Origin of the sequence: Klebsiella sp. CN_Kp088, from assembly GCF_040064335.1 — a bacterium.
Classification (GTDB): Bacteria; Pseudomonadota; Gammaproteobacteria; order Enterobacterales; family Enterobacteriaceae; genus Klebsiella; species Klebsiella aerogenes.
The window spans coordinates 88,025-101,986 of record NZ_JBEAIQ010000025.1; the positions used below are offsets into that span (position 1 = coordinate 88,025).

Below are 13,962 nucleotides of genomic sequence, written 5' to 3' on the forward strand. Positions count from 1 at the left end.
AGGATCGCCGATGTTTGCCTTTTTAAAAGCGCCGCCGGACGCCGCGCCAATTAGCGATAAACTCGAGCTCGACGAGCGTTATCGTTACTGGCGTCGCCATATTCTGCTTACCATCTGGCTTGGTTACGCGCTGTTTTATTTCACCCGCAAAAGCTTTAATGCCGCGGTGCCTGAAATTCTTGCCAGTAACGTGCTGACCCGCAGCGATATCGGCCTGCTGGCCACGCTGTTTTACATCACTTACGGGCTGTCGAAATTTTTCTCCGGTATCGTCAGCGACCGCTCCGACGCCCGCTATTTTATGGGGCTGGGGCTGATTGCCACCGGGGTGGTTAATATTCTGTTTGGTTTTTCTACTTCGCTATGGGCATTCGCGCTGCTGTGGGCGCTGAATGCCTTCTTCCAGGGCTGGGGCTCGCCGGTGTGCGCCCGGCTGCTGACGGCCTGGTATTCGCGAACCGAGCGTGGCGGCTGGTGGGCGCTGTGGAATACCGCGCATAACGTCGGCGGCGCGCTGATCCCGATGGTGGTGGGCGCGGCGGCGCTGCATTACGGCTGGCGAATGGGGATGACCATTGCCGGTTGCCTGGCGATCCTCGCCGGACTGTATCTGTGCTGGCGGCTGCGCGATCGCCCGCAGGCGGTGGGGTTACCCGCCGTGGGCGACTGGCGTCACGATGCGCTGGAAATCGCCCAGCAGCAGGAAGGCGCTGGGCTGACGCGCAAAGAGATCCTGACCCGCTACGTGCTGGCCAATCCCTATATCTGGCTGTTATCGCTGTGCTATGTGCTGGTGTACGTGGTGCGGGCGGCGATTAACGACTGGGGCAATCTGTATATGTCGGAGACGCTCGGCGTCGATCTGGTGACCGCTAACTCGGCGGTCACCATGTTTGAGCTGGGCGGTTTTATCGGCGCGCTGGTGGCGGGATGGGGCTCGGATAAGCTGTTTAACGGCAACCGTGGGCCGATGAACCTGATTTTCGCCGCCGGAATTTTGCTGTCGGTTGGCGGGCTGTGGCTGATGCCGTTCGCCAGCTATGTGATGCAGGCGGCCTGCTTCTTCACCACCGGGTTCTTCGTTTTCGGCCCGCAAATGCTAATTGGCATGGCGGCGGCGGAATGTTCGCATAAAGAAGCCGCCGGGGCGGCAACCGGGTTTGTCGGCCTGTTCGCTTATCTTGGCGCCTCGCTTTCCGGCTGGCCGCTGGCGCAGGTGATGGATATCTGGCACTGGACCGGATTCTTCGTGGTGATTGCGATTGCCGCCGGCATTTCCGCGCTGCTGCTGCTGCCGTTTTTAAACGCGCAGGCGCCGCGTACCGCCAGCGAAGCGTGATGTAGCTCACCCTTTCGCCGCGAACGGGGCAAAACTAAGAAATTTTCCCGGTTTTACCTGGAAGCCGTCTCAGGCCAGACGGCGCGCGGGTTTTTACAATGCCTGGTTATTACGCAGGCATAAAAAATCAGCTCAGGAGATACCCATGCTGGCCTTTCTGAATCAGGTGCGCAAGCCGACCCTGGATCTGCCGCTCGATGTGCGGCGCAAAATGTGGTTCAAACCTTTCATGCAGTCCTATCTGGTGGTCTTCATCGGCTACCTGACCATGTACCTGATCCGCAAAAACTTTAACATCGCGCAGAACGACATGATCTCCACTTACGGGTTGAGCATGACGCAGCTGGGGATGATTGGCCTGGGCTTTTCCATTACCTACGGCGTGGGCAAGACGCTCGTCTCTTATTATGCCGACGGTAAAAATACCAAGCAGTTCCTGCCGTTTATGCTGATCCTCTCCGCCATCTGTATGCTGGGCTTTAGCGCCAGCATGGGGGCGGGTTCAACCAGCCTGTTCCTGATGATCGCCTTCTATGCGCTGAGCGGTTTCTTTCAAAGCACCGGCGGTTCGTGCAGCTATTCCACCATCACCAAGTGGACGCCCAGACGCAAACGCGGCACCTTCCTCGGCTTCTGGAATATCTCCCACAACCTCGGCGGCGCGGGCGCCGCGGGCGTGGCGCTGTTTGGCGCCAACTATCTGTTCGACGGCCACGTGATCGGCATGTTTATCTTCCCGTCGATTATTGCGCTGATCGTTGGCTTTATTGGCCTGCGCTACGGTAGCGACTCTCCGGAATCCTACGGCCTTGGCACGGCGGAAGAGCTGTTTGGCGAAGCGATCAGCGAAGAGGACAAAGAGACCGAAGAAAATGCGATGACCAAGTGGCAGATCTTTGTTGAGTATGTGCTGAAAAACAAAGTGATCTGGCTGCTGTGTTTCTCCAACATCTTCCTCTATGTGGTGCGTATCGGTATCGATCAGTGGTCCACCGTGTATGCCTTCCAGGAGCTGAAGCTGTCTAAAGAGGTGGCGATTCAGGGCTTTACCCTGTTTGAAGTCGGCGCGCTGGTTGGCACGCTACTGTGGGGCTGGTTGTCGGATCTGGCCAACGGCCGCCGCGCGCTGGTGGCCTGCGTAGCGCTGGCGCTTATTATCGCCACCCTCGGGGTTTACCAACATGCCAGCAACCAGTACGTCTATCTGGCCTCGTTGTTTGCGCTGGGCTTCCTGGTGTTTGGTCCGCAGCTGTTGATCGGCGTCGCCGCCGTCGGTTTCGTACCGAAAAAAGCGATCGGCGCCGCCGATGGAATCAAGGGCACCTTCGCCTATCTGATCGGTGATAGCTTCGCCAAGCTGGGTCTTGGGATGATCGCCGACGGCACGCCGATCTTCGGCCTGACCGGCTGGGCCGGCACCTTTGCGGCGCTGGACGCCGCCGCCATCGGCTGTATCTGCCTGATGGCCATCGTGGCTATCTTCGAAGAGCGTAAAATTCGCCGCGAGAAAAAGAATCGAGTTTTGCAGACTGCCTGATTCACCAGGTATTTGGTAACCTTGCCCGGCCATTGCGCCGGGCTTTTTTATTTCTTGCGTAATATGCCAGGTCCGACAGTCGACAGCAGGCAAATTCCCATTATGATAGTGAGGCTGCGATTGGATGAGAGGATGCATGATCTGGATAGGACTGGCCACCCTGGTAGTGGTATTTGTTGTGGGATTTCGGGTGCTTACCTCTGATTCACGCCGCGCGATTCGTCGCCTGAGCGAACGCCTTGGCATTACGCCTGTTCCGTTGGAATCGATGATCGATCAACTGGGAAAAACCGCCGGTAATGAGTATTTGCATTACCTGGAGCGGCCGAATGAAGCACATTTGCAGAATGCCGCGCAGGTGCTGCTCATCTGGCAGGTCGCGATTGTCGACGCCAGCGAAAAAAACCTGCATTACTGGTATCGCCTGATGCAAAAAGCGCGTTTAGCGGCGCCGATTACCGACGCGCAGCTCCGCCTGGCGCAAGGTTTTCTGCGCGAGCTGGACCCGGATGTGAGCGATTTACATAACCTACAGCAGCGCTATAACGACCTGTTTCTCCCGGAAGACGGCGTGCACTGGCTGCACTGATCTCATTGTTATCCGGCCTGTGGTTCAAAACCATATCTCCCTTACGTTTTTTGTAGGCCGGATAAGCGTAAGCGCCATCCGGCAGAATGACTACAGTAGGATTTTCAGGCCGTGTTTTTGTACGACGCTAAGCAATTTTAATGACATTCCGCTCGGTCGTTTAGCGCCAGTCTCCCATTTTTGCACGGTAGACACGCTGGTATTCAGATAACGAGCGAACACGGGTTGGCTAACATTGAGTTGTTCACGTAGCGCTTTAATTTCAATGGGTTGAAGTGCGGCTACGCTACCGAGACATGATTCATCAAAATGGCGCATTGTTTCCTGTGGGATTGCGCCAACGCTGAATAGCCCCGACGCAGCGCTATGGATCGCTTCGAAAGCCGGGCTTTTGTATTTATTTTTTGCTGTCATCGCAAATCTCCACCAGTTCTTTACTTTTAACTAAGGCCGTCGTTTTCTCTTCAGAGAGATTGGCATAGTGTTTTGCTAACTCACGAAACCCCATTAATTCGCGATGGTTGATATTGGCCATATCCTGTTTGGCATATAGAAAGGTATAAAACCAATACCCTGCGCTTTTGGTAAGGATGATTGCGCGATCGCGATTCTTGTTGAGTCGCTTTTTATAAACCCCCCCTCCTAAATCAACCACTTTGCCCTGAAGCGCAGATTGAATTGCCTGATAGAGCTCGTCGTCGGAAATGCCATGAGAGCTAGCCTCTCTGGCGAACCATTTGGTTTTAAAGATACGCATTGCTGACATCCTGTCGTTAAAAGTATAGCACATAGTGCTATATTAAATTCTCCTGAGATTTGTTAAAGCGATAGCAAGCATCGTTTTTTTAAACATGCGAGCAGCTACGCATCCTCTTATGAAAAGCGAGAAGAGTTGCGAAAACGTTAAGTACGTCACATACAAAATGTTACACTGCGCAGCTTTCCGCCACTTTCTTCGCAGGTCACTCATGAGTCATTCAAATGAAACCAAACCCCATGCACGCGATCTCGCGCGGCCAAACTGGTCGGCGGTCTTCGCGGTTGCTTTCTGCGTCGCCTGCCTGATTACCGTCGAGTTTTTGCCGGTCAGCCTGTTAACGCCGATGGCGCTGGATTTAGGCATCTCCGAAGGGATGGCCGGGCAGTCGGTGACGACGACGGCATTCGTCGCGATGTTTTCCAGCCTGTTTATCACCACGGTGATAGGTAAAACCGATCGCCGCTACGTGGTTATCCTGTTTTCGCTGCTGCTGACCCTTTCTTGCCTGCTGGTATCGTTTGCCGATAGCTTCACCCTGCTACTGCTGGGGCGCGCCTGTTTGGGCCTGGCGCTCGGCGGTTTCTGGGCGATGTCGGCATCGCTGACCATGCGTCTGGTGCCGATGCGCGTGGTGCCGAAAGCGCTATCAATTATTTTCGGCGCGGTATCAATCGCGCTGGTGATCGCCGCCCCGTTGGGCAGTTTCCTTGGCGGGCTTATCGGCTGGCGCAACGTCTTTAACGGCGCGGCGGTGATGGGCGTGCTGTGTACGCTCTGGGTGCTGAAAGCGCTGCCGTCGCTGCCGGGTGAATCGGCGGCTCAGCAGCAAAATATGTTTGGTCTGCTGAAGCGTCCGGGGGTGATGGCCGGGATGTGCGCCATTTTCATGGCCTTTGCCGGACAGTTCGCCTTCTTTACCTATATTCGACCGGTATACATGACACTCGCCGGTTTTGACGTCGACGGCCTGACGCTGGTGCTGCTGAGCTTTGGTATCGCCAGCTTTATCGGCACCTCGCTCTCCTCGGTGGTGCTGAAGCGCTCGGTCAAAGCGGCGCTGGCGATTTCGCCGCTGGTGCTGACCGCCTGCGCGGCGGCGCTGGTACTGTGGGGAGAAAGCAAAATCGTCGCCTCGACGGTGGCGATTATCTGGGGCTTCGCGTTTGCGCTGATCCCGGTGGGGTGGTCAACGTGGATCACCCGTTCGCTCTCCGATCAAGCGGAAAAAGCCGGGTCGATTCAGGTGGCGGTGATCCAGCTTGCCAACACCTGCGGCGCCGCGGTCGGCGGCGTTGCGCTCGACCACTTAGGGCTGCTGTCGCCGCTGGTGTTGTCAGGAATATTAATGCTGTTTACCGGCCTGCTGGTGACGACCAAAGTGAAGGTGAATTAACCCGCTTACGGCCGTTCGCCTTTTGCCAGCCGGGCGTTGATGTCGGCAATCACTTCCGGCAGATCCGCCAGGGTATCAACCACATAGTGAGCCCCGGCGGCATACAGTTTGCCTGCCGCCCGCTCGCGACGGGTGGCGATTTCCTCTTTCGACATCGCCTGGTACTCCTCCCAGGTAGCGCCGAATTCGTTACCGGACACCGCCAGCCCGACGCTCCACATCCCGGCATGTAACCCTTCGCTGATGCCCGGTGCGGCATCATCGACCTTCACGCAGTGGGCCACATCGTCTATGCCTAGGGTAATCACGTTCTGCAGCGCCATCCACGGGCCCGGACGACCGCCGACGGCAAGGTCATCGGTGGCGACCCAGTGGTCCGGGGCGTAGCCCTGGGCGGCAGCGGCTGGTACCAGCTTTTCCATCACCGGGCGCGGATAACCCGAGCAGGAGCCGATCTTCAGGCCCTCGGCGCGAAACGCGGCGATAGTGTCGACAACGCCGGCAATCGGTGCGGAAAAATCGACAACCTTAGCGATTTGCAGCGGCATAAACGCGGCGTAGATCGCATCGATATCGGCGGCAGTCATCGCGCGGCCGAATTTGGCCTGCCAGCGGCTATCGACAGCAGGGAGTTTGCCCAGCGCCTCAATGTGCTGCCACTTGCCAAGCCCCATCGGCACGCGGGCCTCTTCAAGGGTGATCTCAATATCGAAGGCCTTGCGGAAGGCCTCGACGAAAATTTGCGTCGGGGCGAAAGAGCCGAAGTCTACGGTGGTGCCTGCCCAGTCAAGGATCAGTGCGCTAATACGGTTCATGGCGGTTCCTTATTGTTTCCAGTACATGGCGTTGTCGATAGCCGCCAGCAGGGCGGTGATATCGGCGTCGTAGACTTCGCCAATGTTGCCGATGCGGAAGCAATCGCTTTGCGATACTTTGCCCGGATAGATAACGAAGCCCTGATCTTTCAGCTTCTGGTAGAAGGTGTGAAAGCGATACTGCGGCGCATCCGGTGAATAAAAGGCGGTAATGATCGGCGAGTGCAGGCTATCGTCGAGCAGTGGCCGGAAGCCGAGCGCGCGCATCCCTGCCACCAGACGGCGTTGATTGTTGCGGTAGCGCTGATAGCGGGCGCTAACGCCGCCCTCCTGCGCCAGCTCTTTCAGCGCCTGGGCAAAGGCCAGCACGGTATGGGTCGGCGAGGTGAAGCGCCACTTACCGTGGTTATCTTCCATGCAGCGCCACTGGGCGTACAGATCCAGTGATAGCGAGCGCGAACGGCCTTTGCAGGCGGCCAGTTCCGATTCGCGGGCAATCACGAAGGCAAAGCCCGGCACGCCCTGAATGCATTTGTTGGCGGAGCTTATCAGGTAATCAATATTCAGCGCGGCGATATCCAACGGAATGCCGCCAAAGCTGCTCATCGCATCGACGATATAGCGTTTATCGTACCGTTTTGCCACTTCGGCTACCTCTTCGATCGGATTCAGCATGCCGGTGGTGGTTTCGCTATGTACCATCGCGATATGGGTGATCGCCGGGTCGTTCTGCAGGATCTGTTCGATCGCGGCCGCATCTGGACGGGAGACTTCGCCGCAGTCGTAAGGGTGGCAGGCGATGCCCATCAGTTGCGCCATCTCAATCATACGCGCGCCATAGGCGCCATTGCTGACGATCAGCACTTTGCCTTGTTCGCCGATGACGCTGCCGAGCACCGCTTCGACCGCGTAGCTGCCGCTACCCTGCAGCAGCACCGCCGTATAACCGTCGGCCGGGGTAGCCAACTGCACCAGCTGCTGGCGAATGGTCTGTACCACGCCGAGATTGTAATCATCATCCCAGGTACAGCTATCGAACAACATCGCCTCTTTTACCGTACGGGAGGTGGTTAGCGGGCCGGGGGTCAGCAGCAAGTAGTTCCGTGAAGTCATTTGTCTCACCATTTGGTCTATACCAGATTTGTATTTATCATGGAGACAAAGCCGGGGCAGGGTCAAAGGAAATGTGGCGCTGCAACAAAAAATTCATCTGGCTATGTATAATGAGCGCACGAAAAGTGGCAGTGAGTAAACATGAAATCACCCTCTGGCGAGATGCCGCAATACCTGATGATTAAGGCGCAGCTGCAGGCGCGTATTCAAAACGGCGCGTTGAAAAGCGGCGATAAGCTGCCTTCAGAGCGCGAACTGTGCGCGCTGTTCAACACGACCCGGATTACGGTACGCGAGAGCCTGGCGCAGCTGGAGGCCAGCGGCGTGATTTACCGCGCCGACCGCCGCGGCTGGTTCGTGACGCCGGAGCGTCTGTGGTTGGATCCGACGCAGAACACCAATTTCCACAAGCTGTGTCTCGAGCAGGGGCGCGAACCGAAAACGGTGCTGCTTGAAGGGCGCTTAACCGCCGTGCCGCTGGACGTGATGGCCCCGCTGGCGCTGCAACCCTTCGATCAGGTCTATTTGCTGACGCGGCTGCGCTATGCCGACGGCCGGCCGGTGTGCTACTGCGAAAACCACTGTCTGCCCGCGCGGGTGCCGGAGCTGCTGCGCCACGATCTCAATGGCAGTCTGACCGAGATTTATCAAACTCAGTACGACCTGATCTATACCAGTATGCATTTGTCGTTCTATCCCACTTCAATGCCGCCGCAGGCCGCAGAGGCGTTGGGGGTGATGGAAGGGCGCCCGGCGCTGCTGTTGCGCCGGCTGAATTACGATCAACACGGGCGTATTCTCGATTACGATATTGAATACTGGCGGCATGACAGCCTGCGGATCGAAGTCGATACCCATTGATTTTATTAGTTAAAATTTTTGATCTCCCCGGTGGCGCTAGCGCTTACCGGGGCTACGCACTTCCCCTCGTTTTAACTATTTCGACACACTTCTTTCATCGTTTTGTCATAAACCCTCGGTAGCGTGAAAGCAAATCTGGTCTACACCAGAATAACTGACTATCCGATGAGGCTTAAACGATGAAACTCTCCCGACTTGCTCTGCTGTCCCTGTTCGCGCTGACCAGCTCTCCGGTTTGGGCGGACGGCGTCGTCACGGTTTACTCCGCCGACGGCCTGCATGATGGCGATAACAGCTGGTATCAGAGCCAGTTCGACGCCTTCACCAAAGCGACGGGCATCAAAGTGCAGTATGTGGAAGGCGGCTCCGGCGCGATCGTCGAACGTCTGGCGAAGGAGCGCACCAATCCGCAGGCTGACGTGCTGGTCACGGTGCCGCCGTTTATCCAGCGCGCCGCGAAAGAGCAATTGCTGGCAACCTTTACCCCGCAAGGTAGCGCGCAGATCCCCGGCGCTAACGACCGCTACGCGCCGCTGGTGAATAACTATCTGACCTTCATCTATAACGGCCAGTTGCTGAAAACCGCGCCGGCCAGCTGGCAGGATCTGCTGGATAGCCGCTTTAAGAACAAGTTGCAGTACTCCACGCCGGGGCAGGCGGGCGACGGTACCGCGGTGATGCTGCAGGCGTTCCACAGCCTCGGCGGTAAAGACGCCGGTTTTGCGTATCTGGGTAAGCTGCAGGCCAATAACGTTGGCCCATCGGCCTCGACCGGCAAGCTGACTGCGCTGGTCAATAAAGGCGAGCTGTACGTCGCCAACGGCGATCTGCAGATGAACCTGTCGCAGATGGCGCGTAACCCGAACGTTAAAATTTTCTGGCCGGCGGATGATAAAGGCGAGCGTAGCGCGCTGGCGCTGCCCTACACCATCGGGTTGGTACAGAACGGACCGAACAGCGAAAACGGCAAGAAGCTGATCAATTTCCTGCTGGATAAACCGGCGCAATCCAGCGTCAGCGCGCGCTCCTGGGGCCTGCCGGTACGCAGCGATGTGACGCCGGATGACGCTAACTTTAAGGCGGCGAAAGCGGCGCTCGACGGCGTGAAGAGCTGGGAGCCGAACTGGGATGATGTCGCGGTATCGCTGTCGGCTGACATTGCCCGCTGGCATAAAGTGACTGATAGCGAGTAAGCCTGATGTTGATGAAAACCACCGTCACTTCTTCCCCGTCGCTGGCGGGGACTTCCGGGATCACCCTGGACTCGCTGCGTGTTTCATACCACGGCAACGTGGTCTTAAAACCGCTGTCATTGACCATTGAACCCGGTGAGGTGCTGGCGCTGATAGGCCCTTCCGGTTCCGGGAAAACCACGGTGCTGCGGGCGATTGCCGGTTTTGTGCAACCGGCTGGCGGTCGGATCCTGATCGGCGATACTGACGTCACCCAGCTGCCGCCGTACAAACGCGGGCTGGCGATGGTGGTGCAGAACTACGCGCTGTTCCCGCATATGAAGGTGGAAGATAACGTTGCTTTCGGCCTGCGGGCGCAGAAGCAGCCCAGGGGGCTTATCGCCGAGCGGGTGACCGAAGCCTTAAAAATCGTCGGTATGGCGGATTACGCCACCCGCTACCCGCATCAGCTTTCCGGCGGCCAACAGCAGCGCGTCGCGATAGCCCGCGCGATTGCCGTGCGTCCTCGGGTACTGTTGCTTGATGAACCGCTGTCGGCGCTGGATGCGCAAATTCGTCATAACATGGTGGAAGAGATTGCCCGTCTGCACCGCGAACTGCCGGAACTGACCATTCTCTACGTCACCCACGATCAGACCGAAGCGCTGACCCTGGCGGACAAAATCGGCATCATGAAAGACGGTTCGCTGATCGCCCACGGCGAAACGCACGAGCTCTATCACTATCCACCGAACCGCTTTAGCGCCGAATTCCTCGGCCGCGCCAATATCCTGCAGGCGACGGCGCTGAAAGACAGCACCGAGCCGGGGCTGGTTAGCGTGAGCTGTGGCGGCGGCCTGATTAACGCCTTCAGCCGGGGCGGCCTGCATGGCAACAACAAGCTGTTATGCATTCGCCCGCAGCACATGAGCCTGGCGCCGCGATCGGCAACCAGTAATCGTCTCAACGCCACCCTGACCTCGGTACACTGGCAGGGCGATCTGACGCATCTGCTGTGCGATGTTGCCGGCGAAGCGGTGCGGATTGTGATGACCCACGTGAACCCGCTGCCGCGCGCGGGGGACAAGCTGGCGCTCTACTTCGAACCTGGCGATGCGGTTCTGATCGAGGTGCAATGATGGCGCAAACCCTCACGCTTGCGCGTCCGGCGCGAAACTTACGGCCTTACCTGTGGCTGGCATTGCCGCTGCTGGTGCTGGCGACGCTATTTTTCTATCCGCTACTGTTGATCGCCGAACAGGCATTACGTGACGCCAGCGGCAACCTGAGCCTCGAGACTTTCTGGCAGGTGATTGACTCAAAACGCTTTATTGGCGCGCTGCTCAATACCTTACAGATTGCGGTGTTCGCCACCCTTGGCTGCCTGGTGCTCGGCAGCGTGCTGGCGCTGATTCTGGTCTTTATTCCGTTCCCCGGCAGCCAGCTGGTGAGCCGGGTCATTGATACTTTTATTGCGCTGCCGACCTTCCTGATTACCCTCGCATTCACCTTTATTTACGGCTCGGCGGGGCTGCTCAACGGCACCCTGATGGCGCTGTTTGCTTTTGAACTGCCGCCGGTAGACTTTCTCTATTCAATAAACGGCGTGATTCTGGCGGAGATTACCGTCTTTACGCCGCTGGTGATGCGCCCGCTGATGGCGGGACTGCGGCAGATAGATAAGAGCCAGCTGGAAGCGGCGAGTATTCTCGGCGCCCATCCGCTACGGGTGATTACCCAGGTTATCTTCCCGGCGGCGCTACCGGCGCTGATGGCGGGCGGCAGCCTGTGCCTGCTGTTGACCACTAACGAGTTCGGTATCGTGCTGTTTATTGGCGCCAAAGGGGTTAATACCCTGCCGATGATGGTCTACAGCAAGGCGATTCTGGAGTCGGATTACAGCGTGGCCTGCATGATTGCGCTGATTAATATTCTGCTGTCGCTGGGGCTGTTTATGCTCTATCGGCTGGCGGCGGCGCGCACTGGCGTAAGGAGTTAACGATGTTGATTTGGTCGCGTAAAGGCCGCGCGGCGGCGGGCGCGCTGGCGGTGACGCTTTTTGCCGGCATTTTCCTGCTGCCGCTGGCGGTGATTTTACTCTCCAGCCTGAGTAAACAATGGAACGGCCTGCTGCCCACCGGCTTTACCTTTACCCACTTTGTTAACGCCTTTCGCGGCGCGGCGTGGGATTCGCTGTTTTCGAGCCTGATGGTGGGCTTCTGCGCCAGCCTTCTGGCGCTGCTGTGCGGGATGTGGGCGGCGCTGGCGCTGCGCCAGTATGGTGCGACGCTACAGAAATATCTTGGCCTGGCGTTTTATCTGCCCAGCGCTATCCCCTCGGTTTCCGTCGGACTGGGCATTCTGGTGGCGTTCAGCCAGGGGCCGCTGCAGATGAATGGTACTTTTTGGATCGTCCTGGCGGCGCACTTTGTACTGATTTCCGCCTTTACCTTCAGCAACGTAACGACCGGGCTGGCGCGGATTTCCGCCGATATTGAAAACGTCGCCTCCAGTCTTGGCGCCTCGCCGTGGTATCGCCTGCGTCATGTGACGCTGCCGCTGATGACGCCGTGGATGATTTCAGCGCTGGCGCTGAGCTTATCGCTGTCGATGGGGGAACTGGGCGCGACGGTGATGATCTATCCGCCGGGCTGGACGACGCTGCCGGTGACTATTTTCAGCCTCACCGATCGCGGCAATATCGCCGATGGCTCGGCGCTGACCATTGTGCTGGTGGGCGTCACGCTGCTGTTGATGATGAAGCTTGAGCGCATCGCCCGCCGATTAAGCCAAAGATAAGTTGTACCCGGAGCTGTAGCCCGGCTCAGCGTAGCGCCAGCCGGGAATCGGATTGCCTCAGAACCACGCCTCAAACATGCCGCCGATGTTCAGCGAATCCAGCCGCTCGTCGCTGGTGCCGTCTACTTTCGCGGTGTGTTCGTTATCCACCTGGCCGCCGGTCACATAGAAGCGCAGCATCGGGCGGAACTCCGGCCCCATACCGATGGCGATGTTCTGCGACAGCGTCAGCTTCCAGCCGTGGTTATCCCCGCCCTGGTCGTAGTCCACGCGCTGGTAGCCCGCTTCCAGCCAGGTCGAGTGCACATCGTTCCAGAAGTACATTGGCCGGACGATCGCGCCGTAGTTTTTACGGTTATCGGTATTATCCTTGCCGTTGTCGTAGTCGTGGAAGGCCAGCAGATACTCGATCTGCGCCTGCTGGGTGAACTTATGGCTGCCCTCGAAGCTGGCGTAGACCGTGGTCAGGTCGTCGGTTTTGTTGTAGACGCTGTTATCCGAGTTGTCGGAGTAGCGCAGGATCACTTTGTTCACCCCGCTGTCGTTGGTGTGGCTCAGCACCAGCCCGCCCTGCCAGGCATCGAGGCGCGCGTCGCTGTCCACCGCTTTTGAGTCAAAGCCGTAGTTGGCGTACACCTCGACGTCGATCGGCCCGGCCTTGATGTTGTGGGTTTTGGTGGTCAGCGCGTAGTGGCCGTTGTCGCCGGTATCGGAGCTGCCGGTACAGGTGATGCGCGACGGGTTGGTCTCATCGGCCATCACTTCCGGGCTACAGGATTTCACCTGCGACACCGTCGCCACGTCGAACTGCACGCCGCCGATATCGAAGTTCTTCACCCCCGCGCCCTGACCGTCGTGGTTCATCCAGAAGTAGTCGTTGATCCCCTGTTGCGGGCGCTGGTGGAAATCGCGGCCGGCCCAGATATAGGCGTTGGGGTTGGATTCGAGAACATTGGTGACGCCGACGTAGGCTTTTTTCAGGTTAACCTCGTCGCTCCAGTGGTCAAACATGACGTTGAGATCCCAGATGGCCCCCTGCGCGCTTTTGAACGCTTTGCTGATCTGGAATTCGCCGCCGTTGCTTTCGTTACCGAGACGGCCAATCGCCGAGGCGCCGTTATAGGAGCCGTCGACGCCGACATATTTCTGGTCGCCGGTCTGGAAATGGGCGCCATAGCGGGCGTAGCCGCTAAATTTCAGGCCGAAAGGGATCGCCATATCCGGCGAAGCGGCGGTGGTCTGCGGGTTGGTAATAACATCGACCTTTTTATCGGCCGCGGCATCAATTTTAGCCTGGCGGTCGGCCAGCGCTTTATCGACGGCTTTCGCGACGATGGCGTCGATCTGTTCCTGAGTAAAATCCTGCGCCAGTACGGAAATTGGGCACAGCGCGGCGATAACCGCCATGGCCAATGGCAGCTTTTTAACTGTATTCATGGTTATCTCACTTTAATAATTAATATATGCAGACAATAACCGCCCCATTCTGGTTAAAATAAAAATAACCAAAATAAGCTGATTTGTTTTTTCAGGGTACAGCTACGCCGGAGAATAAATATCTTACTCTCAGTGGCGAAATTTAAC

The 13,962-nt window shown here is 57.7% G+C and carries 14 protein-coding genes; 9 read left to right on the forward strand and 5 right to left on the reverse strand.

The window, feature by feature from the left end; translation table 11 throughout:
- Positions 1 to 10 precede the first annotated feature (10 nt).
- From ABLV08_RS15815 to ABLV08_RS15825, 3 genes are all read left to right on the forward strand, one after another.
- Positions 11 to 1,339, forward strand: coding sequence for an MFS transporter (locus ABLV08_RS15815; protein ID WP_196092723.1), 1,329 nt, complete (start codon positions 11 to 13; stop codon positions 1,337 to 1,339).
- Positions 1,340 to 1,484: 145 nt separating this feature from the next.
- Positions 1,485 to 2,876, forward strand: coding sequence for a hexose-6-phosphate:phosphate antiporter (gene uhpT / locus ABLV08_RS15820; RefSeq protein WP_015703879.1), 1,392 nt, complete (start codon positions 1,485 to 1,487; stop codon positions 2,874 to 2,876).
- A 136-nt stretch (positions 2,877 to 3,012) separates the two neighbouring features.
- Positions 3,013 to 3,465: a DUF1198 family protein gene (locus ABLV08_RS15825; RefSeq protein ID WP_348856021.1), complete on the forward strand. Its 453-nt coding sequence runs from the start codon at positions 3,013 to 3,015 to the stop codon at positions 3,463 to 3,465.
- Positions 3,466 to 3,555: 90 nt separating this feature from the next.
- Here ABLV08_RS15825 and ABLV08_RS15830 read toward each other — a convergent pair whose 3' ends face one another.
- A complete protein-coding gene (locus ABLV08_RS15830; RefSeq protein WP_004173862.1) occupies positions 3,556 to 3,879 on the reverse strand; it encodes a DNA-binding transcriptional regulator in 324 nt (107 codons plus the stop codon).
- Entirely contained in the window at positions 3,863 to 4,222 is a 360-nt protein-coding gene (locus ABLV08_RS15835) for a type II toxin-antitoxin system RelE/ParE family toxin (RefSeq protein WP_032454415.1), read from the reverse strand. The genes ABLV08_RS15830 and ABLV08_RS15835 overlap by 17 nt, the downstream gene beginning before the upstream one ends.
- Positions 4,223 to 4,433: 211 nt before the next feature.
- On the opposite strand from ABLV08_RS15835, the gene nepI reads away from it, so the two are divergent.
- Complete coding sequence (gene nepI, locus ABLV08_RS15840; protein ID WP_015369069.1) at positions 4,434 to 5,618, forward strand: purine ribonucleoside efflux pump NepI; 1,185 nt, start codon at positions 4,434 to 4,436, stop codon at positions 5,616 to 5,618.
- A gap of 5 nt (positions 5,619 to 5,623) precedes the next feature.
- Here the strand turns inward: nepI and phnX are convergent, their stop codons facing one another.
- Together phnX and phnW are read right to left on the reverse strand one after the other, a co-directional pair.
- Positions 5,624 to 6,433, reverse strand: coding sequence for a phosphonoacetaldehyde hydrolase (phnX, locus tag ABLV08_RS15845; RefSeq protein ID WP_015703877.1), 810 nt, complete (start codon positions 6,431 to 6,433; stop codon positions 5,624 to 5,626).
- Between the two features lie 9 nt (positions 6,434 to 6,442).
- Positions 6,443 to 7,546: a 2-aminoethylphosphonate--pyruvate transaminase gene (phnW, locus tag ABLV08_RS15850; protein ID WP_015703876.1), complete on the reverse strand. Its 1,104-nt coding sequence runs from the start codon at positions 7,544 to 7,546 to the stop codon at positions 6,443 to 6,445.
- A gap of 141 nt (positions 7,547 to 7,687) precedes the next feature.
- Between phnW and phnR the strand changes: the two genes are divergently transcribed.
- From phnR to phnV, 5 genes are all read left to right on the forward strand, one after another.
- Positions 7,688 to 8,407: a phosphonate utilization transcriptional regulator PhnR gene (phnR, locus tag ABLV08_RS15855; protein WP_015369072.1), complete on the forward strand. Its 720-nt coding sequence runs from the start codon at positions 7,688 to 7,690 to the stop codon at positions 8,405 to 8,407.
- Between the two features lie 179 nt (positions 8,408 to 8,586).
- Positions 8,587 to 9,600 (forward strand): 2-aminoethylphosphonate ABC transporter substrate-binding protein, encoded by a 1,014-nt coding sequence (gene phnS / locus ABLV08_RS15860; RefSeq protein ID WP_032709474.1) that lies wholly within the window; start codon positions 8,587 to 8,589, stop codon positions 9,598 to 9,600.
- Positions 9,601 to 9,605: 5 nt separating this feature from the next.
- On the forward strand, positions 9,606 to 10,718 hold the full coding sequence (gene phnT, locus ABLV08_RS15865; protein WP_015369074.1) for a 2-aminoethylphosphonate ABC transport system ATP-binding subunit PhnT: 1,113 nt from the start codon (positions 9,606 to 9,608) through the stop codon (positions 10,716 to 10,718).
- Positions 10,718 to 11,578 (forward strand): 2-aminoethylphosphonate ABC transporter permease subunit, encoded by an 861-nt coding sequence (phnU, locus tag ABLV08_RS15870; protein WP_002923191.1) that lies wholly within the window; start codon positions 10,718 to 10,720, stop codon positions 11,576 to 11,578. Before phnT ends, phnU begins: the two co-directional genes overlap by 1 nt.
- A gap of 2 nt (positions 11,579 to 11,580) precedes the next feature.
- Positions 11,581 to 12,378 carry a 2-aminoethylphosphonate ABC transport system, membrane component PhnV gene (gene phnV, locus ABLV08_RS15875; protein WP_047056138.1) on the forward strand — a complete coding sequence of 266 codons (798 nt, stop codon included), beginning with the start codon at positions 11,581 to 11,583 and terminating at the stop codon, positions 12,376 to 12,378.
- Between the two features lie 57 nt (positions 12,379 to 12,435).
- On the opposite strand, the gene ABLV08_RS15880 is transcribed toward phnV, so the two are convergent.
- Complete coding sequence (locus ABLV08_RS15880) at positions 12,436 to 13,815, reverse strand: carbohydrate porin (protein ID WP_032713034.1); 1,380 nt, start codon at positions 13,813 to 13,815, stop codon at positions 12,436 to 12,438.
- Between the last annotated feature and the right edge of the window lie 147 nt (positions 13,816 to 13,962).

What these genes read in the sequence shown, in the direction of transcription:
- ABLV08_RS15815 (WP_196092723.1), top strand. Translation starts at nt 11, where the DNA reads ATGTTTGCCTTTTTAAAAGCGCCGCCGGACGCCGCGCCAATTAGCGAT.
- uhpT (WP_015703879.1), top strand. Translation starts at nt 1,485, where the DNA reads ATGCTGGCCTTTCTGAATCAGGTGCGCAAGCCGACCCTGGATCTGCCG.
- ABLV08_RS15825 (WP_348856021.1), top strand. Translation starts at nt 3,013, where the DNA reads ATGATCTGGATAGGACTGGCCACCCTGGTAGTGGTATTTGTTGTGGGA.
- ABLV08_RS15830 (WP_004173862.1), bottom strand. Translation starts at nt 3,879, where the DNA reads ATGACAGCAAAAAATAAATACAAAAGCCCGGCTTTCGAAGCGATCCAT.
- ABLV08_RS15835 (WP_032454415.1), bottom strand. Translation starts at nt 4,222, where the DNA reads ATGCGTATCTTTAAAACCAAATGGTTCGCCAGAGAGGCTAGCTCTCAT.
- nepI (WP_015369069.1), top strand. Translation starts at nt 4,434, where the DNA reads ATGAGTCATTCAAATGAAACCAAACCCCATGCACGCGATCTCGCGCGG.
- phnX (WP_015703877.1), bottom strand. Translation starts at nt 6,433, where the DNA reads ATGAACCGTATTAGCGCACTGATCCTTGACTGGGCAGGCACCACCGTA.
- phnW (WP_015703876.1), bottom strand. Translation starts at nt 7,546, where the DNA reads ATGACTTCACGGAACTACTTGCTGCTGACCCCCGGCCCGCTAACCACC.
- phnR (WP_015369072.1), top strand. Translation starts at nt 7,688, where the DNA reads ATGAAATCACCCTCTGGCGAGATGCCGCAATACCTGATGATTAAGGCG.
- phnS (WP_032709474.1), top strand. Translation starts at nt 8,587, where the DNA reads ATGAAACTCTCCCGACTTGCTCTGCTGTCCCTGTTCGCGCTGACCAGC.
- phnT (WP_015369074.1), top strand. Translation starts at nt 9,606, where the DNA reads ATGTTGATGAAAACCACCGTCACTTCTTCCCCGTCGCTGGCGGGGACT.
- phnU (WP_002923191.1), top strand. Translation starts at nt 10,718, where the DNA reads ATGGCGCAAACCCTCACGCTTGCGCGTCCGGCGCGAAACTTACGGCCT.
- phnV (WP_047056138.1), top strand. Translation starts at nt 11,581, where the DNA reads ATGTTGATTTGGTCGCGTAAAGGCCGCGCGGCGGCGGGCGCGCTGGCG.
- ABLV08_RS15880 (WP_032713034.1), bottom strand. Translation starts at nt 13,815, where the DNA reads ATGAATACAGTTAAAAAGCTGCCATTGGCCATGGCGGTTATCGCCGCG.